Origin of the sequence: Natrinema sp. H-ect1 (assembly GCF_041821105.1) — an archaeon.
Taxonomy (GTDB): Archaea; Halobacteriota; Halobacteria; order Halobacteriales; family Natrialbaceae; genus Natrinema; species Natrinema thermotolerans.
Genome location: NZ_JBGUBA010000005.1, coordinates 142,253 through 167,262 on the forward strand (window position 1 = coordinate 142,253; position 25,010 = coordinate 167,262).

At 67.9% G+C, this 25,010-nt stretch carries 25 protein-coding genes and 1 pseudogene; 15 read left to right on the forward strand and 11 right to left on the reverse strand.

The genetic code is table 11. The features are described from left to right. The first annotated feature begins 137 nt into the window (after nt 1-137). Nucleotides 138-1,478: a carboxylate--amine ligase gene (locus tag ACERIM_RS13095; protein WP_373632995.1), complete on the forward strand. Its 1,341-nt coding sequence runs from the start codon at nt 138-140 to the stop codon at nt 1,476-1,478. A gap of 125 nt (nt 1,479-1,603) precedes the next feature. Here ACERIM_RS13095 and ACERIM_RS13100 read toward each other — a convergent pair whose 3' ends face one another. Beyond that, complete coding sequence (locus ACERIM_RS13100; RefSeq protein WP_373632997.1) at nt 1,604-1,966, reverse strand: hypothetical protein; 363 nt, start codon at nt 1,964-1,966, stop codon at nt 1,604-1,606. A gap of 287 nt (nt 1,967-2,253) precedes the next feature. Between ACERIM_RS13100 and sppA the strand changes: the two genes are divergently transcribed. From sppA to ACERIM_RS13130, 6 genes and pseudogenes are all read left to right on the forward strand, one after another. Next, nucleotides 2,254-3,246, forward strand: coding sequence for a signal peptide peptidase SppA (gene sppA, locus ACERIM_RS13105; RefSeq protein WP_373632998.1), 993 nt, complete (start codon nt 2,254-2,256; stop codon nt 3,244-3,246). A 105-nt stretch (nt 3,247-3,351) separates the two neighbouring features. Then, a complete protein-coding gene (locus ACERIM_RS13110) occupies nt 3,352-4,647 on the forward strand; it encodes a DUF373 family protein (protein ID WP_373632999.1) in 1,296 nt (431 codons plus the stop codon). 47 nt (nt 4,648-4,694) lie between these two features. Continuing rightward, nucleotides 4,695-5,420: a diphthine--ammonia ligase gene (locus tag ACERIM_RS13115; protein WP_373633001.1), complete on the forward strand. Its 726-nt coding sequence runs from the start codon at nt 4,695-4,697 to the stop codon at nt 5,418-5,420. A gap of 102 nt (nt 5,421-5,522) precedes the next feature. After that, a pseudogene (locus ACERIM_RS13120) lies at nt 5,523-5,636 on the forward strand (ATP-binding protein); the annotation flags it as partial. 196 nt (nt 5,637-5,832) lie between these two features. Next, nucleotides 5,833-6,342: a hypothetical protein gene (locus ACERIM_RS13125; RefSeq protein ID WP_373633003.1), complete on the forward strand. Its 510-nt coding sequence runs from the start codon at nt 5,833-5,835 to the stop codon at nt 6,340-6,342. A 38-nt stretch (nt 6,343-6,380) separates the two neighbouring features. Continuing rightward, nucleotides 6,381-6,695 carry a hypothetical protein gene (locus tag ACERIM_RS13130; RefSeq protein ID WP_373633005.1) on the forward strand — a complete coding sequence of 105 codons (315 nt, stop codon included), beginning with the start codon at nt 6,381-6,383 and terminating at the stop codon, nt 6,693-6,695. 47 nt (nt 6,696-6,742) lie between these two features. On the opposite strand, the gene ACERIM_RS13135 is transcribed toward ACERIM_RS13130, so the two are convergent. Together ACERIM_RS13135 and ACERIM_RS13140 are read right to left on the reverse strand one after the other, a co-directional pair. Beyond that, nucleotides 6,743-7,465, reverse strand: coding sequence for a hypothetical protein (locus ACERIM_RS13135; protein ID WP_373633007.1), 723 nt, complete (start codon nt 7,463-7,465; stop codon nt 6,743-6,745). Between the two features lie 76 nt (nt 7,466-7,541). Continuing rightward, nucleotides 7,542-8,513 (reverse strand): sugar phosphate nucleotidyltransferase, encoded by a 972-nt coding sequence (locus tag ACERIM_RS13140; protein ID WP_373633009.1) that lies wholly within the window; start codon nt 8,511-8,513, stop codon nt 7,542-7,544. A 111-nt stretch (nt 8,514-8,624) separates the two neighbouring features. On the opposite strand from ACERIM_RS13140, the gene ACERIM_RS13145 reads away from it, so the two are divergent. After that, nucleotides 8,625-8,915 carry a transcriptional regulator gene (locus ACERIM_RS13145; RefSeq protein ID WP_049964997.1) on the forward strand — a complete coding sequence of 97 codons (291 nt, stop codon included), beginning with the start codon at nt 8,625-8,627 and terminating at the stop codon, nt 8,913-8,915. A 185-nt stretch (nt 8,916-9,100) separates the two neighbouring features. Then, nucleotides 9,101-9,460: a hypothetical protein gene (locus tag ACERIM_RS13150; RefSeq protein WP_006650102.1), complete on the forward strand. Its 360-nt coding sequence runs from the start codon at nt 9,101-9,103 to the stop codon at nt 9,458-9,460. Here ACERIM_RS13150 and ACERIM_RS13155 read toward each other — a convergent pair. Further along, nucleotides 9,457-9,891, reverse strand: coding sequence for a Rieske (2Fe-2S) protein (locus ACERIM_RS13155; RefSeq protein WP_373633011.1), 435 nt, complete (start codon nt 9,889-9,891; stop codon nt 9,457-9,459). The two genes, ACERIM_RS13150 and ACERIM_RS13155, sit on opposite strands and share 4 nt — an antisense overlap. A gap of 96 nt (nt 9,892-9,987) precedes the next feature. Here ACERIM_RS13155 and ACERIM_RS13160 point away from each other — a divergent pair, with 96 nt between their 5' ends. Continuing rightward, nucleotides 9,988-11,115 (forward strand): trans-acting enoyl reductase family protein, encoded by a 1,128-nt coding sequence (locus ACERIM_RS13160; protein WP_373633013.1) that lies wholly within the window; start codon nt 9,988-9,990, stop codon nt 11,113-11,115. A 141-nt stretch (nt 11,116-11,256) separates the two neighbouring features. Then, entirely contained in the window at nt 11,257-11,652 is a 396-nt protein-coding gene (locus ACERIM_RS13165; RefSeq protein ID WP_373633014.1) for a hypothetical protein, read from the forward strand. A gap of 9 nt (nt 11,653-11,661) precedes the next feature. Here the strand turns inward: ACERIM_RS13165 and ACERIM_RS13170 are convergent, their stop codons facing one another. Continuing rightward, nucleotides 11,662-12,534 (reverse strand): aminotransferase class IV, encoded by an 873-nt coding sequence (locus ACERIM_RS13170; RefSeq protein WP_373633017.1) that lies wholly within the window; start codon nt 12,532-12,534, stop codon nt 11,662-11,664. A 1,121-nt stretch (nt 12,535-13,655) separates the two neighbouring features. Between ACERIM_RS13170 and ACERIM_RS13175 the strand changes: the two genes are divergently transcribed. Together ACERIM_RS13175 and ACERIM_RS13180 are read left to right on the forward strand one after the other, a co-directional pair. After that, nucleotides 13,656-13,835, forward strand: coding sequence for a hypothetical protein (locus tag ACERIM_RS13175; RefSeq protein WP_084813319.1), 180 nt, complete (start codon nt 13,656-13,658; stop codon nt 13,833-13,835). Next, nucleotides 13,789-14,007, forward strand: a complete 219-nt coding sequence (locus ACERIM_RS13180) for a HalOD1 output domain-containing protein (RefSeq protein ID WP_373633019.1) — start codon at nt 13,789-13,791, stop codon at nt 14,005-14,007. The genes ACERIM_RS13175 and ACERIM_RS13180 overlap by 47 nt, the downstream gene beginning before the upstream one ends. 32 nt (nt 14,008-14,039) lie before the next feature. Here the strand turns inward: ACERIM_RS13180 and ACERIM_RS13185 are convergent, their stop codons facing one another. The 4 genes from ACERIM_RS13185 to ACERIM_RS13200 form a co-directional block, all read right to left on the reverse strand. Further along, nucleotides 14,040-14,702 carry an aminodeoxychorismate/anthranilate synthase component II gene (locus ACERIM_RS13185; protein ID WP_373633021.1) on the reverse strand — a complete coding sequence of 221 codons (663 nt, stop codon included), beginning with the start codon at nt 14,700-14,702 and terminating at the stop codon, nt 14,040-14,042. Beyond that, complete coding sequence (gene pabB, locus ACERIM_RS13190; protein WP_373633023.1) at nt 14,695-16,275, reverse strand: aminodeoxychorismate synthase, component I; 1,581 nt, start codon at nt 16,273-16,275, stop codon at nt 14,695-14,697. The genes ACERIM_RS13185 and pabB overlap by 8 nt, the downstream gene beginning before the upstream one ends. Before the next feature lie 190 nt (nt 16,276-16,465). Continuing rightward, nucleotides 16,466-17,209: a helix-hairpin-helix domain-containing protein gene (locus tag ACERIM_RS13195; RefSeq protein WP_373633026.1), complete on the reverse strand. Its 744-nt coding sequence runs from the start codon at nt 17,207-17,209 to the stop codon at nt 16,466-16,468. Between the two features lie 70 nt (nt 17,210-17,279). Next, nucleotides 17,280-18,083 carry a shikimate dehydrogenase gene (locus ACERIM_RS13200; RefSeq protein ID WP_373633090.1) on the reverse strand — a complete coding sequence of 268 codons (804 nt, stop codon included), beginning with the start codon at nt 18,081-18,083 and terminating at the stop codon, nt 17,280-17,282. A gap of 422 nt (nt 18,084-18,505) precedes the next feature. On the opposite strand from ACERIM_RS13200, the gene ACERIM_RS13205 reads away from it, so the two are divergent. Beyond that, entirely contained in the window at nt 18,506-19,450 is a 945-nt protein-coding gene (locus tag ACERIM_RS13205) for a calcium/sodium antiporter (RefSeq protein ID WP_373633028.1), read from the forward strand. 42 nt (nt 19,451-19,492) lie between these two features. Here the strand turns inward: ACERIM_RS13205 and ACERIM_RS13210 are convergent, their stop codons facing one another. Then, nucleotides 19,493-20,818: a hypothetical protein gene (locus ACERIM_RS13210; RefSeq protein ID WP_373633029.1), complete on the reverse strand. Its 1,326-nt coding sequence runs from the start codon at nt 20,816-20,818 to the stop codon at nt 19,493-19,495. Nucleotides 20,819-20,892: 74 nt separating this feature from the next. Beyond that, nucleotides 20,893-23,331: a PAS domain S-box protein gene (locus ACERIM_RS13215; RefSeq protein ID WP_373633031.1), complete on the reverse strand. Its 2,439-nt coding sequence runs from the start codon at nt 23,329-23,331 to the stop codon at nt 20,893-20,895. Nucleotides 23,332-23,485: 154 nt separating this feature from the next. On the opposite strand from ACERIM_RS13215, the gene ACERIM_RS13220 reads away from it, so the two are divergent. Continuing rightward, nucleotides 23,486-24,874, forward strand: a complete 1,389-nt coding sequence (locus ACERIM_RS13220) for a D-aminoacyl-tRNA deacylase (RefSeq protein ID WP_373633033.1) — start codon at nt 23,486-23,488, stop codon at nt 24,872-24,874. Nucleotides 24,875-25,010 lie beyond the last annotated feature (136 nt).

The following is a 25,010-nucleotide window of genomic DNA, read 5'->3' on the forward strand; positions in this document are numbered from 1 at the left end:
GTCGCACTGGCGTCTCGGTGCCGGCCGTGGGTAGCCCGCGCCTACAGCCACCGGTCGGAAGCCGGGCCGGTGGTGTCGTCGTCCCGCCGCTGTACCCGATCTATAACAATGGAACCGGCCGTCCTCAGTCGCTGCTCATGCAACGTCACAGGGAGGACGCGAGCGTTCTCGTGCCGGGAATCGCCGCCCCGAGTACGGTCGCCTGTTGCCGCTCGCTTCGACCGCGCGGCGTTCGGACCGTCGTGGGTTCCGAGTCGCGATCGACGCCGGCGGCGACGTCGGCCTATCGCGACGAGTTCGTGGGGCTGCCCGACCCCGAGACCGATCTCGCCGCGTACGGCGACGCCCTCCGCTCGCTCGCCGAACGGACCGATATCGAGACGATCGTCCCGGTCCGCGAGGAAGACGTCTACGTCCTCGCGAACCGCAGGGACGAGTTCGCAACGGCCGTCGCGACCCCGTGGCCGGCGTTCGAGACGCTCCGGCGCGTCCAGGACCGGGTCGAACTCTTCGCCGCCGCCGACGCGGCCGGCGTCGCGGCCCCCGAGACCGCCCTTCTCGACGAGTGGGACGACTGGGATCGCGAGACGATCGTCAAACCACGCTACACCGTCGCGGCACCGGCCTATCTCGGCTCGAGCGCGGCACACGCGACGATCGGCTCGACCGAGTACCAGCCTCCGGGAACGGAACCGGACCGGCAGGCCGAGATCGACACGCGAGGCCACGTGCCGCTGGTCCAAGAACGGATCCCGGACTCGCCGGAGTACGGCTTCTTCGCGCTGTACGATCACGGGGACCCGGTCGCGACCTTCCAGCACTGCCAGCGACGGGGCTGGAAGTACTGTGGCGGACCCAGCGCCTACCGGGAATCGGTCTTCATCCCGGAACTCGAGGACGCGGGGCGGGCGCTGCTCGACGAACTCGAGTGGCACGGGCTCGCGATGGTGGAGTTCCTGCGGGACCCGGCCGACGGCGAGTTCAAGCTGATGGAGATCAACCCGCGGTTCTGGTCCTCGCTGCCGTTCTCGGTCCGGGCGGGCGCGGACTTTCCCGCCTACTACTGGCAGTTGGCGACCGGCGAGCCGATCACGTCGGAGCCGACCTACGAGGTCGGGATGGGCGGCCATCTGTTGCGGGGCGAACTCAGCTACGTACACAGCGTCGCCACCGAGGAGTATCCGCTGGTCGAGCGGCCCTCGCTCGGGGCCGCCGTCCGCGAGGTTGCGACGTCGCTCGTCGCTCACCCACGGTTCGATTACGCCGTCGCCGACGACCCGGTGCCGTTCGTGCAGGACGGCGTCAACCTCGTGCGGACGTGGCTGGGGGATCGGTCGGCGGCGGCCGAGACGGGGGACGACGGGACGGAGCCGACCGGCGCGACGCCGACGATCGACCGCCCGGCATCGGAGCCGGCCCAGACCGACGGCGGCCCGACCGGACCGCAGTCCGGTGATGCGGACGACGGGACGCGGTGACCGACACGTTGCCAGCGCGAAACGCCGATGTAACCATCCCAGACCAGCAACACAGCACACTCCGAATTACGGAATTCGCAACTGACTCGAGTTCACAGTACCAAAATAGATCGCAAAGCGGGATATCAAGTGTCAGTCGTACTCGGAGACGAGTTCGAGCGCCGTGTTCCGAGTACGTATAGCACAGTCATGACGAGCAAACCGCCGAAGAAGAACGCAAAAAGGAGTTCGGACCATGTTTCATCGGAAATGAGTACGCCTATGATCCCGCCGGCTACGACTGCCCATATCAATTTCAGGATCGTACTCTCCCGTGTGTACTCGATAAGAGCGCCGAGGTTTCCGAGCGCGGCCGCGACGAGTAAGTAAGGCAGTGGCGTCACGACTTCGACTACCTGCCCCGTAGCGATCGTATATAGCCCCGTTGCCGCCACCCCGGCTAAAATCATGGTGAACTTAGTGCTTATGTGTGACGTGTGATTAGCCATCTAGGTTTAACCCTGATTTATGGAGGGTCCCGGTACACACGTGCGCAATACAGTTCTTCTTTTTCTCATATTGCGACCTGAAATACCATGGGTGGAAAGTAATCTGTTGGATGCTATTTTCTATCCTGTTAACTAACCGTAACTATCATAAACTACTTTCTCTCCCCAAATATATGGGGATTGAACGGTACCGGTCCTTACTATAGTTACTGACTGTATTTCAGTTTAGACCACCAACGCTTAACGGACCGCACACGCAGCTATCAATATGACTCGAGGTGTCACCGATGGTCAGTAACGGGACCGAGCGACTCCTGACGGTCGCCCTCGGCGGGCTCGCGTCCGCGGCGGTCGCGGTCGCGCTGTTTATCGTCTATCCGGCGACGTTGACGGACCTGCTCGGCGTGTTGGTCGCGATCGCCGCCGTCCTCGTGGGGCTGCGATTCACGAGCAACATCGCCGGCTCGCTGTACCCGAGCTACGACGTCGCCGAAGTCGCCGTCGAGGGGCCGATCAGCCGCGACGGCGGCGGTGGGCCCCTGCCGACGAGCCCGGGTGCGACGCCGGCCGACGACGTCGTCGACCAGATCGATCGCGCCGACGAGGACGACAGCGTCGACGCGTTGCTGTTGAAGCTGAACACGCCCGGCGGCGAGGTCGTCCCCAGCGACGACATTCGCCTCGCTGCCGAGCGCTTCGACGGGCCGACCGTCGCTTACGCGACCGACGTCTGTGCCAGCGGCGGCTACTGGATCGCCAGCGGCTGCGACGAACTCTGGGCCCGCGAGGGGTCGATCGTCGGCTCGATCGGCGTCATCGGCTCCCGGGTCAACGCCAGCGACTTGGCCGAGAAGGTCGGCCTCTCCTACGAGCGCTTCGCCGCCGGCGAGTTCAAGGACGCCGGAACCCCCCTGAAGGAACTCGAGGACGACGAACGCGAGTACCTGCAGGGGATCATCGACGACTACTACGACACCTTCGTCGAACGGGTCAGCGACGGCCGCGACTTAGAGCCGGAGTTCGTCCGCGACACCGAGGCGCGGATCTACCTCGGGGAGCAGGCCCACGAGCTGGAGTTGGTCGACCACCTCGGTACCCGCCGCGAGATCGAGGCCGAACTGGCCGACCGGCTCGAGACCGACGAGGTCGTCGTCGAGGAATTCGAGCCCGAGCGTCCGCTGATGGCCCGCGTCGGCGCGGGCGCCCAGAAGGTCGCCTACGCCTTCGGGGCCGGCATCGCCGGCCTCGACGACGGTCGCGGCTTCCGCCTTCGGAGCTAACTGCGCGGGGTCGCCCGCTCGAGGCCCCATCTCACGGTCGAGACGGGCCCGGGAGCGGTCGAACGAGTAAGTGGTTTTATCGTTGCACAGAATGCATCGGCTACCGTGACAACGCTGGTCGTCTGTCTCGACCGGACCGACGACGTGGGCCGCAAGACCGGCCTGCGCTCGCCGGTCGTCGGCTGGGAGGCAGTTCGCGCGCTCGTGACCGACGTCGGCCTCGCGGATCCGGAGGACTCGGGAGTCAACACCCTGCTCGAGTCGTTGCGGGTCGCCCAGGACTTGCGCGACGAGAACGAGGAGGTCGTCGTCGCGGTCGTCTCGGGGGACCACGAGTCGATGGTGTCGGCCGACCGGGCGGTCGCCGAGCAGCTCGACGACCTCATCGCGGACTACGATCCGGACTCGGCGGTCGTCGTGACCGACAGTGCGGAGGACGAACGGCTGATTCCGATCGTCGAGAGCCGCGTGCAGGTCGATTCGGTCGACCGGGTCGTCGTCCGCCAGGCACGGGACATCGAGTCGACGTACTACCTGCTCAAGCAGTTCCTCGCCGACGAGGAGTTGCGCCAGACGATCCTCGTCCCGATCGGGCTGACGCTGCTGGTCTTTCCGCTGCTCGCGACGACCGTCGGGCCGGCGGAGGGCGCGGCCGCGATTACGACCGTCATCGGCCTCTTCCTGCTCTACAAGGGCTTCAACATCGACGAACGCCTGACCCGACTCGCCCGCGGGACCCGCGAGTCGCTGTACTCCGGGCAGGTGTCGGTCGTCACCTACGTCGTCGCGGCCGGGCTGACCTTCGTCGGCCTGTTCGTCGGCGCGCTCGGCGTCTCGGGACTCGAGGATACGTCCGGCATCGTGATCCCGGCGACCCGGTTCGCGTTCGACAGCGTCCCGTGGCTGGCGATGGCCGCCCTGACGGCCAGTGCCGGCCGCCTGCTCGACGAGGCGATCGGCGACGACCCCATCCGCACCTCCTTTCTCAACCTCCCCTTCATCGTCGTCGCGGTGGGGCTGGTCGTTCGCGGGTTCTCCGCGTACTTCCTCGAGCAACAGGGTCAGATGGAGTCGTTTGTCGTCCCGGCCAACGAGTTCCTCATCTTCTCGAACGAGCGGTTCGTGATGGGGGCGGGCGAACGCCTCGCGCTCTACGTCGTCACCGCGATCGTCATTAGCCTCGTCGGCGCACAGATCGCGGCCTCGCTCAGTGGCTCGAGCGGCGAGGACGAACGGAGCGACGGCGGCTCCGATGCGGGTCCACAAGACGGCGCGACGGCCGACGGCGAGTCCGCGGCCGCAACCCCCGATTCCGGCGCGGTCCCGGACCGGAGCGATCCCGAACTCACCGACGGCGGTGCGGCCGCCGGCGCCGACTCGCCCGCCGATCGCGACCGCTGACCGTTCCGACTCGGTATCCATTTACCCGCGCCGGCCGACGACCGACCATGAGCGACGCAGACGGCGCGTGGGTGAGTCTCTTTTCGGGCGGCAAGGACTCCTCGTGGGCGCTGTACCGGGCCCTCGAGGCGGGACTGCCCGTCGACCGGCTTGTGACCGTCCACCCCGCGGGCGACTCGTATATGTATCACGTCCCCGCGACGGAACTGGCGACGCTGGCGGCCGAGAGCATCGGCATCGAACTGATCGACGTCGAACCCGACGACTTCGCGGCCGACACGGCCGCCGACTCCGGGGTGCAAGGCGACGCCGAACTCGAGCCCCTCGAGGCCGCCCTCGAGGAACTCGACGCCGACCTCCCGGGCGGGATCGCGGGCGTCACGGCCGGTGCCGTCGAAAGCGAGTACCAAACGAGCCGCATTCAGGGCATGTGCGACCGCCTCGGCTGTGAGCTGTTCGCCCCGCTCTGGCAGGAGGACCCCCGCGACCTCGCCGACGCGATGCTCGAGGCCGGCTTCGAGATCGCGATCATCCAGGTCGCGGCCCGCGGGCTGGACGAGTCGTGGCTCGGGCGCACGCTCGACCGGGAAGCGATCGCCGAACTCGAGGCGCTGTACGAGGAGTACGGCGTCCATATCCTCGGAGAGGGCGGCGAGTTCGAGACGTTTGTCGTGGACGGGCCGCATATGGACCGGCGGATCGACCTCGAGTACGAACGGGAGTGGGAAGGGACGCGAGGTCGATTGCGGATTACCGATGCGGAGCTAGCATAAGTACCGCGAGCGAGCGCAGCGAGTGAGCGGCATTTTTTGGACCAGATTTTTTGCTCGAGTGGTCAGCCGAAGGCTGACCACTCGAGCAAAAAAGGTGGGTCAGAGACCTTTGTCGTGGATGGGCCACATATGGATCGGCGAATCGACCTCGAGTACGAGCGGGAGTGGGAGGGGACGCGGGGGCGCTTGCGGATCACCGACGCTCGACTCGAGTGACGTGGTTCGCGATCGATGCGGACCGTCTCGAGGGGGCAGCGAGACATCGGTTCGAGCCGACCGTCGGAGGATCCGTCTCGAGATTCCTGGTTGTGAACGCCCAAAGATAGTACAAACGATCGATAATTCGAATTTTATTTCGATGCACGTATCGGTCACAACGATTTTATATAATACTTGATTACAGAGCGAGCGGATGCACTCGAGACGTGACGTTATTCGAACTGGGGCAGGCGTTGCGGGGACCGGACTACTGACGGCGCTTGCCGGCTGTAGCGAGATTCCGGTCGTCGGGAGTTACTTCGGCTTCGACTACACCGAGTGGGTCTACGATCCCGACGGGCTGGATTCGGACTCGGTGACGGTCTTCCTTATGAACGTGGAGGCGATCCTCGAGACGGACGAGGTGGAGAACAAAGGCGACCTGCGCGAAGAGGCCACGAACAACTACAGCGGCGAACTCGTCGCCGACGACGTCGAGTACGTCCTCAACGTCGGTCGGTCGGAGATACTGACCGGCTCGTTCGATGGGGAGGCGGTCGTCGACGGGATGGGGTTCGCCGCGGAGGGCAGCCACGGTGACTTCGACCTCTACACGGACGACGAGGAGGAGAACGCGGTGATCGGAACCGACGGAGACATCCTCGTCAAGACGTCCGGAAACGGTTCTCCGACGTCGACGCCCGCGAGGAGATCGAACACCTGATCGATACCGCCAGCGGCGACGTCGACCGGTTCGTCGACGTGAACGACGACTTCGATCAGGTACAGAGCGAAGTGGACACGGACCACTACGTCTACGTCAGCGGACAGACCGAGTCGGCGACCGAAGACGCCGCCGACGATACGGTCGTCACGACCGCGATCACTGCGGAGATCGACGGCGCTGAGACGAACGGGACATACCTCCTGTTGTACGCGAGCGAGGACGGCGTCGATCTCGAGCAGGCCGAATCCGACGTCGAGAACGACCTCTCGGAGGAGGCGACGTTGGGCGACGTCTCGCAGGACGGCCGTCTCGTGACCGCCGAATTCACCGTCCCGACCGAAGAGTTCTAGTCCGATCGCGCCGCGCCGGCGGCCACCGCGGCCCCGTGCCGGTCGGTTCAACGGTCCCGATCGACTCGAGCGACGTGAACGTCGGCGATTCGCTCCCGTTCGGCCGGCTCCGTCGCCCGCCACCACGCGATCCGATCGATCTCGAGCCGGCGATACCCCGAGACGACGGCGAGCCACTCACAGGAGGCGATCGTCCGGCGCGCCGTCGCGGTGTCGATCGGCGAGCGCTCGAGATCGTCGTCGACGGCCGACAGCAGGGTTTCGAGGGGCGGATCCGGTCGCGGGGTATCGACGCCGGCCAACTGTCGCAGGTACTGAACGGTCCCGAGGCCAACGCCGGCGATCGATCCGATCGGATCCGACTCGTGCCGGTAGTGATCCGCTGTTTCGGCCCAGTCGACCAGCGCCTTGAGGTCGTCGTCCGTCGGGGAGTCGGCGAGGACGGCCGCGATCTCACAACAGACATCGCGCTTGCGCCGGGCGCCCAGCGCCGCTACGAGGTCGTCGTCCTCGCGTTCGAGGGCGGCGAGGTCCGAAAACGACGCGATCCGCCCGGTCGCGACGAACGCGTCGCGAAATCGCTCGACGGCCGGTTTGATCCCGTCGAGAAAGCCCTGTCCGGTCGCGGCCGCGGCGGCCTCGGCGACGAGCAACAGCGGGTTCGAGCCGGTCCAGCGCCGGAACTCGAGGAACTGGGCCGCGAGTTCCGCGGCCGGGACGCCGTCGGCACGGGACTCGAGGGCCGCCCGGGCCGTCTCGTCGACACTCATGTCCGTTGGTCACGGGTGACACACGGCATGCCCATAGGTGTATCGCCCGATTCCAGCGATCGACGGCCGGCCGTCGCTACGCGCCGCCGTTCGTGATCGTCGTGTGGGCACCGATGAGCGCCCCCGCGAGATCGAGGTCCTCGAGCGTGGTTCCCCGATCGATGATCGAACGGCGGATGTCGCCGTTGCGAACCGTCGCCTCGGGGAAGACGACGGTGTGGTCGAGGTCGGTCCCCTCGAGGGTCACGTCGGCCATGACGTGGACGTTCTCGCCGATCGTGGCGTCTTCCAGCGTCGCGGAGTCGGCGACCAGCGAGTCGCCGTCCAAGTGCCAGGCGACGGCGTCGAGATAGCTCTCGGGGGTGCCGATGTCGAACCACGCGCCCTCGAAGGTGTAGGCGTAGGTGGCCTCGCGGTTCTGGAGCCACTGGACGAACCAGCCGGGCTCGTCGGGGTTGTTGCCGTCCTCGAGGTAGGTCGGCAGGAGATCGAGCGATTCCTTCGGGAACGCATAGCAGGCGATCGAGACGAGCGTACTCTTGGGGTCGTCGGGTTTCTCCTGGAAGTCGACGACGCGGTCGCCCTCGAGGTCGACCAGCCCGTAGGATTTGGCCTTCTCGCGGGTGCCGACGTCGTAGGCGGCCAGCGTCGGCGCGTCCCGCGCTTCGAACGCGTCGAGGAAGTCCGCGACGTCGAAGCTGATCAGGTTGTCGCCGGCGATGATCAGCAGGTCGTCGTCGACGTCCTCGCGGTCGATCAGCTGGGAAAGCGCGCCGACGACGCCGAACTTGTCGTCTTCCTCGGTCGTCTCCTCGACCGAGAGCCGGGGCTTGTCGAACTCGCTATCGGCCAAGTGGGCCTCGAAGTCGGGGGCGAACCGCTCGTTGGTGCTGACGTAGACCTCGTCGATTCGCTCGTCGGCCTCGAGTTCCGCGAAGATGCGATCGACGACAGTCGACTCGCCGATCGGGAGGAACATCTTGGGCCGATGTTTGGTAATCGGCCACATCCGAGTCGCGTACCCGCCTGCAAGGACGACGGCCTTCATAGGGCGGTGTTCTCCTGCGGGGTCTAAGTCAGTTGTCCTTTCATGGGGGACGGACTCGCGGCGGCGAGCGGAGAGCAAACGGTAAAAGCGCACCCGCCGTTACCCCCCGGTATGCGCGAGGCCGACGAAACCACCCGACAGAAACTCGCCGACGCCCTCCGGGCCGAGCCGGCGACGCCGAGCGAACTCGCGACGCAGTTCGATCTCACGCCCCACGCGGTGGTGGGCCACGTCGAACACGTCTCCCAGTCGGTAGCCGACGGCGACGAGCAGTTCCTCGTCGCCCCGCCGACCTGTCGGAACTGCGGGTTCGACGACTACGACGACCTGCTGAACCTCCCCTCGCGGTGTCCCGACTGCAAGAGCGAGTCCGTCGACGAACCGACGTTTACGATCGAGTGACTTGACAGTCCACCTTCGAGGACTGTCATCGCCGGTGTCTAATTCCGTCTCCGATTCGACACTAATATTTAGCGCGCAAGAGCAAACCCGGTAGTCCCCTCGAGCGAGCGGTCGTGTCCCGGTCGACGAACCCCCGCGTGTCCGGGCACCGTCTCGGCCGTTCGACTCGAGCCCATCGAACAGATATGAGTCCCGCACCACACTCGGAACCCGATCGCGCCGAGTTCGTCCAGGCCGTCCTCGACTGGCTCGACGAGCCCACCGCATCGGCAGAGGCGATCGACGACGCGTTCGCGTTGCTGTCCGACCAGCGCCGCCGGCTGCTGTTGCGGGTCATGCGCACCTACGACGAGGAGCTGACGCTGCCCGACGCCGCGGAGGAGGTCGCCATCCGGGAGACGGGCCACGGCGTAACGGATATCCCGGCCGAGCGGGTCACCGAGGTTTATCTCTCGCTCTATCACGATCACCTGCCGCGGCTGGTCGATGCCGGCCTGCTCGTGTACGATCAGGAACGCGACCTCGTCGCGCCCGACGAGATCTAGAACTCGACGTTCGAGGTCGACGTTCGATCGAGATCGTCCGTCTCGAGCGGGCCGGGACCGACGAACTCGTAGTCGTCGTCGGTCAGGTAGACGTCGCCGTCCGCGACGGTGACCTCGAGGTCGGTGAGATAGGCTCCCTCGCAGGGGCCGAAGGTACAGCGGCCCGAGTCGGGTTCGAAGTACGCGCCGTGGTTCGCACAGACGAGTTCGCCGTCTCGGATCGGTGCGCCCGACCCCTTGTCCAGTTTGATGTGGGTGAGATGCTGACAGTAGTTGAGCCAGCAGGCGACCTCGTCGGCAGGACCGTCGCCCTCGGCTTCGGTCCGAACGAGTATCGCTTCCCGCTCGTCGCCCGTGCCGTCGGCGACACGAAACAGCACCGTCGAGTCGGCGGGCACGTCCGCAAGCGCCGTGATCCGTCCTGCGTCCATGGGACCCCGATTACCGGTCGTTCGTCCTGAACGTTTCGACAACGAGCGTGCATATGTCTGACGGAGTTTTAACCGCCTCTCCGCCAAACGCCGCCTATGGATTCCCTTCTCGTCTACGGCTCCTATGGCTACACCGGGCGGCTGATCGCTCGCGAGGCGGTCGCTCGCGGCGGCTCGCCCGTCGTCGCCGGCCGCGACGGCCGCGCGGTCGCCGAACAAGCCGACGCGCTCCGGGTCGAGGGCCGGACCGTCGACCTCGCGGCCGACGACCTCGAGCGCCGACTCCGCCCCTTCGACGCCGTCCTCAACTGTGCCGGTCCGTTCGTCGAGACGGCCGGCCCGCTGGTCGACGCCTGCCTCGAGACGGAGACGGACTACCTCGATATCACCGGTGAGTTCCCGGTCTTCGAGCGGCTCCGCCAGCGCGACGAGCAGGCCCGCGAGGCGGGGATCACGCTGTTGCCCGGCGTCGGCTTCGACGTCGTCCCCTCGGACTGTCTGGCGGCGTTTCTCAACGAGCAGCTACCGGCCGCCGACCAATTGCGACTCGGGATCAAGGGCGGGGGCGGCCTCTCGCGGGGCACGGCCCGGACGATGCTCGAACACCTCGGCGACGGCGGCGTCGTGCGCCGCAACGGCCGGCTCATTCAGGTGCCGACCGCGTTCCGGAGCCGCGAGATCGACTTCGGCGACGGCCCCGAACACGCCGTCACGATCCCGTGGGGCGACGTCGTCACCGCTGCCCACAGCACCGGGATCGAATCGATCGAGGTCTACGCCGCCGCGCCGTCGTGGGCGGACCGGGCCCTCTCGGCGGTCGACTCGCTGGGCTGGCTCCTCGAGCGCGGCCCCGCCGAGCGAGTCCTGAAGCGACTGATCGACGCCCGACTCGAGGGGCCGGACGACCGCCAACTGGCGACCGGCAGCGCCGTCGTCTGGGGCGAGGTCGTCGACGAGGCGACCGGCCGACGGGCACAGGCCCGGCTCCGCACGCCGAATCCCTACGCCCTGACGGCCGAGTCGGCGGTCGCGGCCGCACAGCGGGTCCTCGAGGGGGGCCGGGTCCCGGCCGGCTTCCAGACGCCCGCATCGGCCTTCGGCAGCGAATTCGTCCTCGAGCTGTCGGCAACCGAGCGGGAACTGGTCGAGGCACCGGCCGAGTCCGGCGGGCAAGCGGCGGCGATCGGCGAGTCCGAGCGGCCGTCGCCGGTCGAGCCGCGGTGAATCGATCCGTTCGGCGGGAGTGGAACCACGTTTTCCGATGGCACTCGAGCGGCGAGTCCCGGCGAGGCGGTCCCGAGGACTGCGGACCTCTTGGATAACCAACCACACTTTTGTGCGTCCGGCTCGAGCCGGTAGCTATCGATGTCCTCCGATCGACCCACCCTCCGCGAGCGGTTCAGGGACGATCTCCGGACCGGCTCGCTGCCGGTTTTGCTGACCGCGGTGCCGATCGGGATGGCGGTCGCGCTCGGGAGTACATGGTACTGGGACGAGTTCGCCGGCGGGTTCATGTTACTCATGCTGCTCGGTGTGATCGTGCCGTCCATTCACGAAGCGCACTGGCCACAGGAGTGGCCCTGGTCGACCGACGTCCTGTGGACCGTCGCCGCGTCCGCCGTCGCGCTCGGGCTGTTCGCCGGCATCTATCTGCTCGCCGGGGTCCTGACCGAGGACCCGACACACCGCGCAGCGATCGCCTTCGGCGTGACCAGTCTCGGCGGCTGGTCGCTGTCGTGGGCGATTCGACGGGATCGGTGACGACCGCCATTACTCGTAACAGCTCCGCTCGACCCGCTCGTCGTACAGCCGTGCGAGCCGGTCGGTGACCGACCCGCCGCCGATCGCGTGGCCGTCCAGCGTCCCGATCGGCCGGAGTTCCCACGTTCGGTTCGTCAGAAACGCCTCGTCGGCCGCGCGGACCGCGTCCGGTTCGTATCGGCCCTCGCGGACCGACAGGCCGGCCTCGCGGGCCAACTCGAGGACGATATCGCGGGTGATCCCCGGCAACACCGGCCCGTCGGTCGTCGGCGTGTGGAGCGTGCCGTTGCGGACGAAGAACAGATTGCTCGTGGCCCCCTCGGTCACTCGGCCCTCGAGATCACACATGAGCGCCTCGTCGCTGCCGGGCTCGAGTTCCGTGCGCGCGAGAATGCCGTTCAGGTAGTTGTGAGTCTTGGCGGCGGCGGGGATCGATTCATCGGGGACCCGGCGCGTGTCGACGGTTTCGACGGTCGCCGGGCCGTCCCAGACGGGCTCGCCCTCGAGCCCGCCCCGCGGGAGGGGCTTGGCGTAGACGACGACGGTGGGGTCGACCTCGGGAGCGGGCGTGAGCTTCCCCGGCTGGACGCCGCGGGTGATCGACAGCCGGACGTAGGCGTCCGCGAGGTCGTTGGCCGCCAGCGTCTCGTCGATCCGTTCCCGGAGGTCGGTGGCGGCGAGCCCGTGTTCGAGCGAGAGTATCTCGCAGGTCCGCTCGAGGCGCTCGAGGTGGGCGTCCCACGCAAAGACGGTCCCGCCGTAGACCCGCAGCGTCTCGAAGGCGGCGTCGCCGTAGCGAAAGCCCCGGTCGTCGACGCTGACGGTCGCCTCGCTGGCGGGCTCGAGGTCGCCGTCGACGTGGTAGATGGGGTCGTCAGTCATGGTGGTGCGCTCGGATTGTCTCGTCGTGGCACTCGGAGGTGTATGAAGGTGCTGACTGCTGCTCGAGTGCGCCGCTCTCGTCACGCCTACCCTCGCCGTTCGGGTTCGTTCCCTCGTACACACGACTGCTCACGTCGTCATTTGTGACGCTCTCGAGTAGCCTATCAGCTCACGAGCGGGGAATTACCATCATCTGATATGAGAACCGACTGTTCTCTCGGGGCAATCATCGCTTGATATGCACACGACGAGTCGCGATTCGTGTGCATATTCGGGAATCGGACTCTATCGACGTGCAACTCTAGGGGGTTGGATCGAAACAGTGATTTACCATCTTCTATTCACTCAGTGGTTGGCTGAACGTCCCGATAACTATGTGTGCCTACTTACTGGCTAACGTCCTATGGGCAGAGTAAGCAACCAGTTTGGGTGTAGTTCGATAGACACTCACCATAAGCCAGCAGATGAACCGCCAAGGATAGTCCCCAATAGAAAGACTGCTAATAGGACTAAGACTAATACTGGTACCGAAATCTCCCTCCAGTTCATCTCTACATTGACACTGATTACTCATGCAGTTAAAACTGGCTAACGGTCGATAAGTAAGTCTCTTGTACTTACCGCTCAGCCCCAGTCTAATCTCTCCCCTCCTAAGCGGACTCGACAACAATCGTTATCGAGGTCCCATCTTCACCTAATGCTGAAGTAGCACCGTTGTACCGTCTGGCACCGACCAGTTCGCCCTTCTCTCAGCGCGGCGCGCGCTCTGCGCGCCGCGCAATTGCCCTGCCCCCTTAGGGGCACCGCGTTTTTGCACACAACATAGCCAAACCATCGCTTGGGCCCGTTTTCTGGAGTACCATCGTAGACTTTAACCAGTCAATATCCTAACGTTCTTTAGGATAGATTCCGTAACGTACAGACGCGCACGAAAGTGCGCTGAGCCGGAGTGCTAGGTTGGAGCCACGCGCTCCGGCTCACACACGGCCCCCGCGTCGCGGGAGCAATCCACCATTGTCGGTGGCGAAATAAAGAAGTGCCGACGTCCCGCCGACCAGTCGCTACCGTCGCCGATGTCTTCGCTGGGTTGCCGACCGCCGCGTCGGGGCCACACCCAACCTATGGTCTCGAGCATCACCATCCACTGCGACTGTGGGACCGACAGCCGTATCGCACCGACCGACGGTCCGGCCACCTGCCCGGACTGCGAGACGACGTTCGCACTCACGCTCGTCGAACGCCCCGATGATACCCATGCATCCAGCACTCGCTACGGCACTCACGCGTATCGCGGCCCGTGAGGGCCGCGCCGTGGCCGGCCTGCCGCCCCTCGGCGACACGGTCGACACCGAGGCGCTGACCGCGGTCCTCGAGTCGGACGCGACCGTCACCGTCCGCTTCGAGTACGCGGGCTACCGCGTCGTGCTGAAGCCGGCACTCGAGGCGGTCACGGTGATCGAACGGGAGTGCTGACGGCCCGCTCGAGGGAGCATCGGGCGGCCCGCTCACCCGTCGGCGCGGGCGGCGAGCCGACAGAAGTTCGCGATCAGCTTTTTGCCCACCTCGAGCGAGATTTCCTCGCCGCTCCCGTCGTCGCTGGAGTCGGCGTCCGCGCCCGGCACCGCCCGCGTGAGAATGCTCTCGGGATGGAACTGTACCCCGAGATGGGGCTTCTCGCGGTGGCGGACCGCCATCAAAACGCCGCGCTCGTCGGTCGTCCGAGCGGTTTCCTCGAGCGCGTCCGGCAGGCCAGCGCGCTCGACCGACAGCGAGTGATACCGGCCGACCTGAAACGTCTCGGGCAGCCCGTCGAAGAGTCCCGTCCCGTCGTGGGTGATCGTCGACGGCTTCCCGTGGACGACCTCGGGGGCGTGGCCCACCGGCGCGCCGTGGGCGGCACACAGCGCCTGATGGCCGAGACAGACCCCCAGAATCGGGTACTCGGTCTCGGAAAACAGCGGCATCGAGATCCCCGCCTCCTGCGGCGTTCCGGGGCCCGGCGAGACGACGATCCCCGTCGGCTCGAGGGACCGAACCCCCGCGAGATCGATCTCGTCGTTCCGGCGGACCACGACGTCGTCCGCGAGTTCGCCCACGTATTGGACCAGATTGTACGCGAACGAGTCGTAGTTGTCCACGACGAGGACGCGGGTCCGCGACTCAGTCACTCTGCTCACCCCTGCCGGCCGTCTCCGGGTTCGCTTCGTCGCTCTCGTCCTCGAGGTCCAGCTCAGCCCGTTCGCCCAGCGCTTCGTCGACGGCCGTGATGAGCGCGCGGGCCTTGGCCAGCGTCTCGTCGTACTCGCGTTCGGGGTCGGAGTCGTGGACGATCCCCGCACCCACCCGGAGGTGGTACTCGTCGGCCTGCCGGACCAGCGTCCGGATGACGATGTCGAGTGTGGCGCGGCCGTCGAACCCGAAGATTCCGACGCTGCCGGTGTAGGGACCCCGCCGGGTTGCCTCGAGTTCGTCGATGATCGCCATGGTCCGTGGTTTGGGCGCGCCGGTGATCGTCCCGCCGGGGAAGACCGCCCCGATGGCGTCCGAGAGCGTGGCGTCGGGCCGGAGTCTGCCCGTGACGTTCGAGACGAGATGCATCACCTCCGAGTAGCGGTCGATCCGGCGGTACTCCGCCACGTCGACGGAGCCGTACGCACAGACCTTCCCGAGGTCGTTTCGCTCGAGGTCGACCAACATCGCGTGTTCGGCCCGCTCTTTCTCGTCGTCCAGCAGGTCGGCCTCGAGCGCGTCGTCCTCGGCCGGCGTCTCGCCGCGGGGCCGGGTGCCCGCGATCGGCTCCGTCCGGACGAACTCGCCGTCGCGCTCTAGCAGCAGTTCGGGACTCGCACTGACCAGGTCGGCCGCCCGGAACTCGAGCAGACAGGAGTACGGCGCGGGATTGACCCGCCGCAGGGCGTCGTAGGCGGCGACGGGGTGGACCGCCGCGGGCGCGACCAGCCGCTGGGAGATATTCGCCTGGAAGGTGTCGCCGTCGCGGACGGACGCCTTGACCCGGCGCACGCGGTCGGCGAAGGCCTCGCGACCGCAGTCGCTCTCGAAGGTTGCCTCGGGGCTCGAGACCGGCGGGTCGCCGACCGTCGGATCGCCCTCGAGAATCCGCTCGGCGAGGTCGAGCGCCCGCTCGCGGCCGCGTTCGTAGGCGGACTCGATGGCGTCGCCGGTCCCGACTCGCGGGCAGGCCGTGATCCGCAGCGTCGTCTCGCCGTCGACCGGTGCCTCCCACGCCGCCAGCCGGTCGTAGACCGCGGCCTCGAGCCGCGGCAGCCCCCGGTCGTCGACGGCCGACTCGGGGAGGGTCTCGAGTTCGCGGGCGACGTCGTAGGAGAGCCAGCCGACGGCCCCGCAGGGGTAGGGGACGTCGCAGTCGCCCCGCGCCAGTCCGTCGGCGGCGAGCAGGCCCTCGAGGGCGGCCAGCGTCGGCGAATCACCCTCGGCTCGTGGCACCGCGTCGGGGCCGACGGTGAGCCGGTCGACCGGATCGACGCCGAAGTAGCCCCAGCCGGGCTGGCCGCCGGTCGTCTCGAGGAAGGCGTCGCCCTCGCCGTCGCGGGCGCGGCGGTAGGCGGCAAAGGGGTCGTCGACGGTGAGTCGCACTTCGACGGGAACGCGGCGTCCGGTGCGCGTCGCCGGGGCGTCACGGGGGGTCGACGCGCCGGGCTCGGGGTCCCGAGCGGCGGCGCGAAACGAGTCGAGCGTCGTGACGACGCGCGGGTCGCTCATGTGGCACGGAACGGAACGGATCGATAATCCTCTTGCGATTCGGCAGTCGGCCGACCGTCGAACGCGGGCGGGGACGCCGGCGGTCACGGGCCGCCGGTCGGCGGGGTCGACCGGCAAAACTGGGTCGGCTCGGAGAACGGGGAGAGACAGCGCCTCGAGACGGCGAGAGAGTGAGAGATCCGTGGGGTCGTTACCTGACTTCGGCGCGGTCGATCCAGCCCTGAATGCGCTTTTCCGAGATGTCGGTCTGCTCGGCCAGGTCGGCGGCGTCCGCGACGGCGAGTTCGCCGACGGTCTCGACGCCCGCGCCGGCCAGCCGGTCTGCGTAGGCCGGGCCGATCCCCTTGATGGAGTCGACCGGCTCCTGATTTTCCGGTTCGGGCTCGGCGTCGGCGTCGGGTTCGGCGTCGTCAACTTCGTCGTCGGTCTCCGCTTCGGCGACCGACTCCTCGAGCGCGGGTTCGGCGGCGCTTTCGTCCGCGGCGTCGGCTTCGACCGCCGTGTCCTCCTCGTCTTCGGCGTCGTCGGTCTCGGCTGCGGTTTCGGGCTCGGGTTCCGTCGACTCGGACTCGGCCGCCGCGTCGGCGTCGGGTTCGGCCTCCTCGACGGGCGACCCGGGTTCGGCCGTTTTCTCGGTCGTCGGTGCCGCGTCCTCGGTCTCCGGCCCGGTCGCCTCCGCCGGTTCGGCGGCCTCCTCCGGGCGATCGGGCTCGTCCGTCAGCGACTCCGTCGACGCCGCCGCCGTCGAGCCGGTCGCGGCCGACTGGGGCGGCTCGGCGGCCCCTTCGTCCGCCGCGCCCGCGTCGGTGTCGCTCCCGGCGTCGTCGTTCGATCGTTCCCGCTCGACCGTTACCCCGACCTCTCGAGCGCCCCCGCGCTCCGAGTCCGACTCGTCGAACCCCAACAGGGACTTCAGCTTTTGGAGGATTGCCATTATCTGATCGTAGTCGGTTCCAACACTTAAATTCGCCTGATACTGTCGGTCCCGCGGTGCTGGCGCTGGGTTACAGCCGCGAGCGCAGTGCCTCGTTCATCGCTTCGACCGGCGCGTCCCGGCCGGTCCAGATCTCGAACGCCTCGACGCCCTGATACAGCAGCATCCACGCGCCGTCGACCGTCGTGGCCCCCGCTTCGGCCGCGTCGCGCAGCAGTCGCGTCTCGAGGGGCTGATACACCGCGTCGAGGACGGCCAGATCGCCGTGGAGCGCGTCGGCCGGTACCGGCGTCGCGTCCTCCTCCATCCCGACGCTGGTGGCGTTGACCAGCACGTCGGCCTCGGCCAGCAGCCGCTCGACGTCCGCCAGCCCGTGGCCGCTCGCCCGGGGGACCGCCTCGGCCAGCTGGCGGGCCTTGGGCTCGGTACGGTTGGCGATCGCGACCGTCGCGCCGGCGTCGGCCAGCCCGAACGCGACCGCCCGCCCGGCCCCGCCGGCCCCGACGACGACCGCCCGCGCGTCCTCGAGGGCGACGTCGTGGTCCCGGAGCGCGCGTAACGCGCCGACGGCGTCGGTGTTGTAGCCCGTCGGCGGCCCCGAGCCGGAGAAGTCGATCGTGTTGACCGCGCCGATTCGGGTCGCTAAGTCCTCCGGCGCGACGATCTCGAGCGCCTCCTGTTTGAACGGGATCGTCACGTTCAGCCCCGCGATCCCGAGGGCGTCGGCGCCGTCGATCGCGGCCGCGAGGGCGTCCTGATCCGGTTCGAAGGTCACGTAGCGGGCCTCGAGGCCGAGTTCGTCGTAGGCCGCCTCGTGCATCGGCGGGGACAGGGAGTGTCCCACCGGGTTGCCGAGGAGCCCGTACACGTCCATTGCCATCGTTTCCCGGTAGTCGGCACGGCGGGCCTATAATGGGTCCGGCTCCGGCAGGGACTCGTGGCTCGCTTTGCTTCTGTTACTGGCTGTTCGATGGGTAGTATGGATTTCCGACAGCGACTGCGACAAGCGTCCTGCTATCATGGCTGCAGGGAGTGGCCACGCCCTCCCCAGCCGATTTCTGCTCACGGGCCTTCGGCCCGTTCGCATGGTTCGCGGAACTTCCGGTTCCGCGCTAACGCTCAGTCACTCCGTTCCTTCGCTCATCCCTCGCACGGGTTCGAACTGTCCCTCACTTCCGTTCGGCACAGTTCAGCGTGCGCCACCGCAGCGCAGAAAATCGCGTGTGAGCGATCGGTGCCGACGCGGCGACGAGCTGTTTCGCGTCGCTTTTAGGCCCCTCGTGAGTAGCCGCCGCCATGCTTTCGGGAACGCCGTTGTATCTCCTCCTGTTGGCGGCCGGTATCGTCGCGCTGTATGGCGGTGCCGAGCTACTGGTCTCGGGGGCGGGGCGGCTGGCGCTCGGGATCGGGCTGCGGGCGACGACCGTCGGCGTGACCGTCATCGCCTTCGCGACGACCGCGCCCGAACTGTTCGTCTCGACTATCGGCGCGCTGAACGTCTCGAGCGACGTGGGGCTGGGAACGGTCGTCGGCTCGAACATCGCGAACATCGGGCTCGTGCTGGGGGTATCGGCGTTGATCAAACCGCTCCCGATCGGCGATCGGGTCCTCCGCCGGCACGTCCCCACGATGGTGCTTGCTGCCCTGCTCCTGGTCGGGCTGGGGGCAAACGGGCGGATCGGTCGCCTCGAGGGCGCGATCTTCCTGCTGGTGTTGGCCGGATTCACGGCCTTTCTCCTCTACTACGTGAACGCGGATCCGCCGTCGGTGGCCGACGATCCGGACGCCGGCGCGGGCGTCTCGATCCGCGATATCGGGCTCGTCGTCGCCGGCCTGATCGCGCTGGTGGTCGGCTCGCGGTGGCTCGTCGCCGGCGGGACGGGGCTGTTGTCGGCGCTCGGCGTCCCGGACCTCATCATCGGGCTGACGGTGCTGGCCCTGGGGACGTCGTTGCCCGAACTGGCGGCCTCGGTCGTGGGTGCCGTCCGCGGCGAGACGGAGTTCGCGGTCGGGAACGTCGTCGGCTCGAACATCTACAACGTCCTCGCGGTACTCGGGGTCGTGGCACTGATCACGCCGATCGAGATCCAGCCAGCGACGCTTCGGTTCGAACTCCCGGTCATGGTCGCCTTCACGCTCGTGCTGGTCGGCATGATGAGCTACGGCCGGCGGCTCACGCGACTCGACGGCGCGGCTCTCGTCGTCGGCTACGCCGGCTTCATGGCCTTTCTGGTCCTTTGATACGGTCTACTGTCCGTCAGTTACAGCAAACCGTCTGAGCCGTCACATTGGCAGGGGCGTCCCGTCGGTTTCGTCGCCGGCGGTCGGCAGCCGGTCCAGCCGTGGTCCGAGCTGGGTGCGGACGACCGACACGAGCGCATTCTCGCGGCCTTCGCCGGTGATCGCGCCCGCTCGTACTGACTCGTCGCCCACGTCGCGCTCGGCCGTCACGAGCATGGCCGCCTCGCGGTCCGCGAGGAGGACGTATCCGCACTGTGGCGCGTCCACCGGGAAACTGAACCAGTCGAACCGCGGTTCACAGACCGTCGCGGTCGGTACCGCCGCCCGGACCGTGTCGCGAACGCGGGGCGACCGCGACGCCACGTAGACGTCGACTCCACGGTCGGCGGCATCCCGCAGGTTCTCGAGGCAGGTCGATCCGAGTAACACGGCGCTGGGCGCCATCACGAACAGTTCCTCGTCGGCCCCGGCGGCGATCTCGTCGCCCCGCTCGGCGACGTTCGCCTCGCCCTCGAGCGTCCAGCAGCTCTCGACATCCGTCCCCGTCCGTCCGCTCTCGTCCGAGTCCCGAGCGATCGGCTGCGCCGGGACCGACGGCTCGCTCTCGGGTCGCGCTCGTCGCGTCGAGTCGGACCGAACGAGCGCGGCGGCTTCGGCGAGCGGCCCGTCGGCGAGCCAGTCGACGTCCCAGTGTGGCGCGTCGGTCTCGAGCGCGGCCCGTCCCGACTCGTCGTCGTGGGCCACGAGCCCCGCAGCCGCGAGCGCGGGGAGGTGTTTGTGGGCCAGCTCCATCGCCACGGCCGTCCGCTGCGAGCCGACCACGTCGGCGGGACGGTCCGCCTCGCCCTCCCGGACGAGGACGCCGGCGGCGAGGTCGTCGACGGCGATCGATCCGCCCCGACTCGCGAGTTCGGTACAGACGATCAGACGCCGCGGCTCCCGGAGCGCCTCGAGGGTCCGAGTCAGCGTCTCCGCGGCGACGGGGACGTCGTCCCCGGTCGGATCCTTGAGGAGGCTCTCGACCCACTCGAGATCGAGGATCGGGTGGGCGGTGAGCGAGACCGCCGGGTCGTCGCCGTCGGCGTCCCGGGACAGAACACCGCGGTCGACCAGCCGCGGGACGTGCCGGTGAATCAGTTCGATGTGGAGGCGCTCGCAGTGGGCGTCGGGAACGATCGGGGTGCCCCGTTCCACGGCCGCGACTTCGGTCGCGAGGTCGGCGATCGGCATGGCGGGTCCCGTCGCTGTGGCGGCCGTCGGGGTTTGCCCCTCGCGGTCGCGCAACACGGCGAGGAGGGCCCGCCGGTGCGGGTCCGCGAGGACGTCCGCCGCGGTCGTCGTCAGCTCGAGGGACGGGGGGAAACTCATTGGCGGATAGAGACAGCGAGCGGTGGAAAGAACTGTACCAGCATACTCTGGTATCGCTCGGTGGTGCCATCGGCTCAGTCGTCGTCGCCGAAGTACGCCGAGAGCAGTTTCGCCTGTGCGACCCGGAGGTGCTGGTGGAAGGTCTGGCGGGCGATGTCGAGCCGGTCGGCGACCTCCGAAGCGTCGCTGTTTCGCGTCGGCCACTCGAAGTAGCCGCCGTGATAGGCCGCCTCGAGGGCGAGGCGCTGTTTCTCGGTCAGTGCCGACTCGACGGTCCGCCGGAAGTCCCCGCGGGTCCGGACCGGCCGATCGACGGTCCGCTTCGAGACGAGCCGGGTGTCGGGGTAGGCCGAGGTGATCGCCCCGACGAGTTCCCGGAGATCCGAGTCGGGGCTGGTCTGGACGGTTAACTCGGCCGTGCCGTCCCGGACGACCTTCGACTCGAGGCGGGCCCCGTACTCCCCGAGTAGCTCGGTGATCGTCGAGCCTCGGACGACGATCTCCCAGTAGCTCTCGTCGGCGTCGGCGTCGATGAGACGCAGCTCCGTGATCGCGGCCGCCTCGGTCGCCGCCGATCGGAGCGTGTCGGGTTCGATGCCTGACACGGTGAGATAGTAGACGAACACCTCGTCGGTCAGCGGCAACACGTGGTCGATCGAGAGATCGCAGCCCGCCACCCACGAGAGATCGATACAGACGTCCCCGCGGTCGGTCGACTCGAGTTCGAGTTCGACGACGGTGTCGAGATAGAGGAGTCGGCGGACCGCCATCGCGTTGATCGCGTGCCCGATGGTGCCGCCGAACTCCTGTAACACCTCCCGCTCGCGGTCGGCGAACGCCGACGGTTCGCGGGCGGCGATCACGAGCGCGCCGAGGGGGCGATCGCTCGCGACGATGGGGACGACCGCGACCGACGCGTACTCGCGGGCCGCCGCGTGGGTTCGCCACGCCACGATATCGCTTTCGGGGAGGGCCCGGTAGCGCTGGACGCTCCGACTCTCGAGCGCCGGCGAGCCGTCGGCCTCGGCCGGGGGATCGACGAACGACGAGAGGAGGTCCGCGTCGGCCGTCGGGTCGATCCCCGCCCCCGTTTCGGGCGTCCAGGCGTAGCCGTCCGTCCCACCGGGGTCCGCCCGACCGATGACGGCGAACCGGTAGGCGTCGGCGGCCGCGAACGCCTCGACGATCGCCCGCTCGATCTCGTCGCGTGTCTCGGCGGCGACCATCGTCTCGTCGATCGTCCGGACGATCGCATTGAGCCGCTCGAGACGCTCGAGTTCGCGCTCGCGGGCCTTGCGGTCGCTGATGTCGCGGCCGACGCCGGTAAAGCCCAACACGGTGCCGTCGTCATCGGTGATGCGGGCGCTGTTGAACTCGTAGGGGATCTGCTCGCCGTCCGCGGTGAGGAGCCGCCCCTCGGCGGTCACGCGCTCGCCGGCCTCGAGGATGCGATCGATCGCCGCCCCGATGTGGTCCCGGTCTTTCGGCGCGATGAATCGGAGCGGATGCATGCCGACGAGATCGGCCGACACGTAGCCGGTCACGTGCTGGAACTGGTCGTTCCACTCGATCAGGTTCCCCTCGGTGTCGAAGGCATAGAGGATGTCCGGCTGGGCCTCGAGGACGCTCTCGGTGAAGGCCTTCTCCTCGCGGAGTTCGCGCTCGCGGGCCTTGCGGTCGCTGATGTCGCGACCGATGCCGGTAAAGCCTAAGGCGGTACCCTCGTCGTCGGTGACACGGGCGCTGTTGAACTCGTAGGGGATCCGCTCGCCGTCCGCGGTGAGGAGAGCGGCTTCGACGGTGACGGACGTCTCGTGTTCGAGGACGCGATCGATCGACGCCGCGATCCGGTCCCGATCCGCCGGCGCGACGAACTCGAGGGGGTCCATTTCGAGCAGTTCCGACTCGGTGTAGCCGGTCACGTCCGGCACGCGATCGCTCCACTCGATGAACTCCCTCTCGGTGTCGAACGCGTAGACGATGTCCGGCTGGGCCTCGACAACTCGTTCAACGACGTGTTTCTCCTCTCGAGGCCGCCGTTCGCGCTCGTGGTCGTCGGTGCGGTCGTGGACGACCCAGACGTAGCCGGCCGGCTCGGTCGCCGCCCCTACCGCGACGCCGACGTCGTCGCCCTCGACCGTCGCCAGCACCTCGCGGACCCACACCCGGCCCCCATCGCTCGTGACGCGCCACCCTTCGGACTCGACCGTTCCGCTCGAGCGCGCGGCCTCGAGCAGTCGCTCCGGGTCGCCCGCCTCGCGTTCGGCCGCCGGAAAGAGGCGGCGGTACCGCGAGCCGACGGCCGCGTCCGCGTCGTATCCGAGGAGCGTTCGCGCGCCGTCGTTCCACGTCGTGAACCGCCCCTCGCTGTCGAGGACCGCCATGGAAGCGTCGCTGACGACCGCGCTCAGGTCGTGGATCCCGAGTCGGTCGGCGATCCGTCGGTCCCTCCGTGTCGCGGCGCAATCGGTCTCGTCCCCCGACGCCACTTCGTCGGGCGAATCGTCACTCATTGCTCCCTGCTCACAGTGTTTCGTGCCATTCATACCCATTGATGAAAAGCTACTGGCGGCGTTTGCTGCGAGCTTTTAAGAGTCAAGCGGGACGCACCCTCACCGATAGGTCCGAACCGGCGAGGTTAACGGGGTCACCCACCGACGGGAGGGTATGACGACGCTCGCGATCGTCGAGAGCCGCGCCGACCGCGCTTCGGAACACGTCTGCGAGTTCCTCCGCGAGAACGCCGACTGGGAGCGACGCGAGGACGACGCCCGGCCGGCCGAAGACGGCGGCGGTACGTACTACCGGACCGAGGGGGCCGAACTCCGCTCGTTCGACGACCTCCACATCGAACTCGAGGCCCCCGCCGAGGCCTTCGACTGCGACCCCGACCTGCTCGTGTTCGCCTCGAGACACTCCGGCGACACGGGTCCGCTACTGACCGGCCACTTCACGGGCAACTTCGGTCCCGCCGAGTTCGGCGGCGAGCCCGACGCGCTGGCCGACGCCGCCCCGAACGCGCTGGCCCGCCTGCTCGAGGCCTTCGACGAGTACGCGCCCGAGGAGTACGAGGTCGGCATGGAAGGGACCCACCACGGCCCCACCGACGTTGGCTGTCCGTCGCTCTTTGCCGAACTCGGCAGCGGCGACGAGCAGTGGGACGACCCCGCCGGTGCCGAGGCCGTCGCCCGCGCCATCCTCGCGCTTCGGGACGTCGACCCGCATCGCTCCAGACAGGTCGTCGGCTTCGGCGGCAACCACTACGCCCCGCGGTTCGAACGGATCGTCCGCGAGACCGACTGGGCTGTCGGCCACGTCGCCCCCGACTGGGCCCTCGAGGCGATGGGTCATCCGACGGCCCACCGCGACGTCCTCGAGCGCGCGTTCGACGCCAGCGACGCCGAGATCGCGCTGCTGGACGGCGAGTGGCCGGTCCTCGAGGAGACCCTCGCCGACCTCGACTGCCGGCTCGTCGGCGAGACGTGGCTGCAGGAGGTCGACGGCCGGCCGCTCGAACTGGTCGATCGGATCGAAGCCGACCTCGGCCCGATCGCCGACGGCGTTCGCTTCGGCGACTGTCGCGCGGACGAGATTCGCGTCGTCGACCTCCCGGCCGATCTCGTCGAAACCGCACAGGGGATCGACCCCGACCGGGTCCGGACGATCGTCGAGAACCACACCGTCGCCTTCACGACGGACAACGGCGGAACGCGCGTCGGCTCGCGGGCAGCGATTCCCGCGAGCGCGGGCGATGCCGCGGACGACCGTGACGGCGCTGTCGGGGACGAACGCGACGCCGACACGAGCGATCCGCGGCGGGCGATCGTCGACGACCTGGCCGCGGTCCTCGAGACGAAGTTCGACGCCGTCCGGCTCGAGGCCGGGGCCGTCGTCGCCGAGGAGACGGCCTTCGATCCGAAGTTAGCACGCGAGGCTGGCGTTCCCGAAGGGCCGAAGTTCGGCGCGCTCGCCGACGGCGAGCCGGTGACCGTCGACGGCGAAACGGTCAGTCCCGAGAGGGTTCTGACAGAGCGTACGCGACGGTTTCCGATCTGACTGAACGGGAACTCGACAGTAATAGATACCTATACCCCTCCTGTCGCGGCTTTCGTGGTGTCCTGCGTTCGACACGTATGAATCGATTACCGCGTCAGACAGGCGGCTGACGTGTAGGGGAAAGGTAATTATGCTC

Excerpts from the sequence above, each read along its gene's own strand:
- ACERIM_RS13195 (WP_373633026.1), bottom strand. The coding sequence starts at position 17,209 with ATGGCAATCCTCCAAAAGCTGAAGTCCCTGTTGGGGTTCGACGAGTCG.
- ACERIM_RS13140 (WP_373633009.1), bottom strand. The coding sequence starts at position 8,513 with ATGAAGGCCGTCGTCCTTGCAGGCGGGTACGCGACTCGGATGTGGCCG.
- sppA (WP_373632998.1), top strand. The coding sequence starts at position 2,254 with ATGGTCAGTAACGGGACCGAGCGACTCCTGACGGTCGCCCTCGGCGGG.
- ACERIM_RS13205 (WP_373633028.1), top strand. The coding sequence starts at position 18,506 with ATGCTTTCGGGAACGCCGTTGTATCTCCTCCTGTTGGCGGCCGGTATC.
- ACERIM_RS13200 (WP_373633090.1), bottom strand. The coding sequence starts at position 18,083 with ATGGACGTGTACGGGCTCCTCGGCAACCCGGTGGGACACTCCCTGTCC.
- ACERIM_RS13135 (WP_373633007.1), bottom strand. The coding sequence starts at position 7,465 with ATGAGTGTCGACGAGACGGCCCGGGCGGCCCTCGAGTCCCGTGCCGAC.
- ACERIM_RS13215 (WP_373633031.1), bottom strand. The coding sequence starts at position 23,331 with ATGAGTGACGATTCGCCCGACGAAGTGGCGTCGGGGGACGAGACCGAT.
- ACERIM_RS13100 (WP_373632997.1), bottom strand. The coding sequence starts at position 1,966 with ATGGCTAATCACACGTCACACATAAGCACTAAGTTCACCATGATTTTA.
- ACERIM_RS13155 (WP_373633011.1), bottom strand. The coding sequence starts at position 9,891 with ATGGACGCAGGACGGATCACGGCGCTTGCGGACGTGCCCGCCGACTCG.
- ACERIM_RS13145 (WP_049964997.1), top strand. The coding sequence starts at position 8,625 with ATGCGCGAGGCCGACGAAACCACCCGACAGAAACTCGCCGACGCCCTC.
- ACERIM_RS13170 (WP_373633017.1), bottom strand. The coding sequence starts at position 12,534 with ATGACTGACGACCCCATCTACCACGTCGACGGCGACCTCGAGCCCGCC.
- pabB (WP_373633023.1), bottom strand. The coding sequence starts at position 16,275 with ATGAGCGACCCGCGCGTCGTCACGACGCTCGACTCGTTTCGCGCCGCC.
- ACERIM_RS13175 (WP_084813319.1), top strand. The coding sequence starts at position 13,656 with ATGGTCTCGAGCATCACCATCCACTGCGACTGTGGGACCGACAGCCGT.
- ACERIM_RS13210 (WP_373633029.1), bottom strand. The coding sequence starts at position 20,818 with ATGAGTTTCCCCCCGTCCCTCGAGCTGACGACGACCGCGGCGGACGTC.
- ACERIM_RS13150 (WP_006650102.1), top strand. The coding sequence starts at position 9,101 with ATGAGTCCCGCACCACACTCGGAACCCGATCGCGCCGAGTTCGTCCAG.
- ACERIM_RS13180 (WP_373633019.1), top strand. The coding sequence starts at position 13,789 with ATGCATCCAGCACTCGCTACGGCACTCACGCGTATCGCGGCCCGTGAG.
- ACERIM_RS13125 (WP_373633003.1), top strand. The coding sequence starts at position 5,833 with ATGCACTCGAGACGTGACGTTATTCGAACTGGGGCAGGCGTTGCGGGG.
- ACERIM_RS13160 (WP_373633013.1), top strand. The coding sequence starts at position 9,988 with ATGGATTCCCTTCTCGTCTACGGCTCCTATGGCTACACCGGGCGGCTG.
- ACERIM_RS13220 (WP_373633033.1), top strand. The coding sequence starts at position 23,486 with ATGACGACGCTCGCGATCGTCGAGAGCCGCGCCGACCGCGCTTCGGAA.
- ACERIM_RS13115 (WP_373633001.1), top strand. The coding sequence starts at position 4,695 with ATGAGCGACGCAGACGGCGCGTGGGTGAGTCTCTTTTCGGGCGGCAAG.
- ACERIM_RS13095 (WP_373632995.1), top strand. The coding sequence starts at position 138 with ATGCAACGTCACAGGGAGGACGCGAGCGTTCTCGTGCCGGGAATCGCC.
- ACERIM_RS13165 (WP_373633014.1), top strand. The coding sequence starts at position 11,257 with ATGTCCTCCGATCGACCCACCCTCCGCGAGCGGTTCAGGGACGATCTC.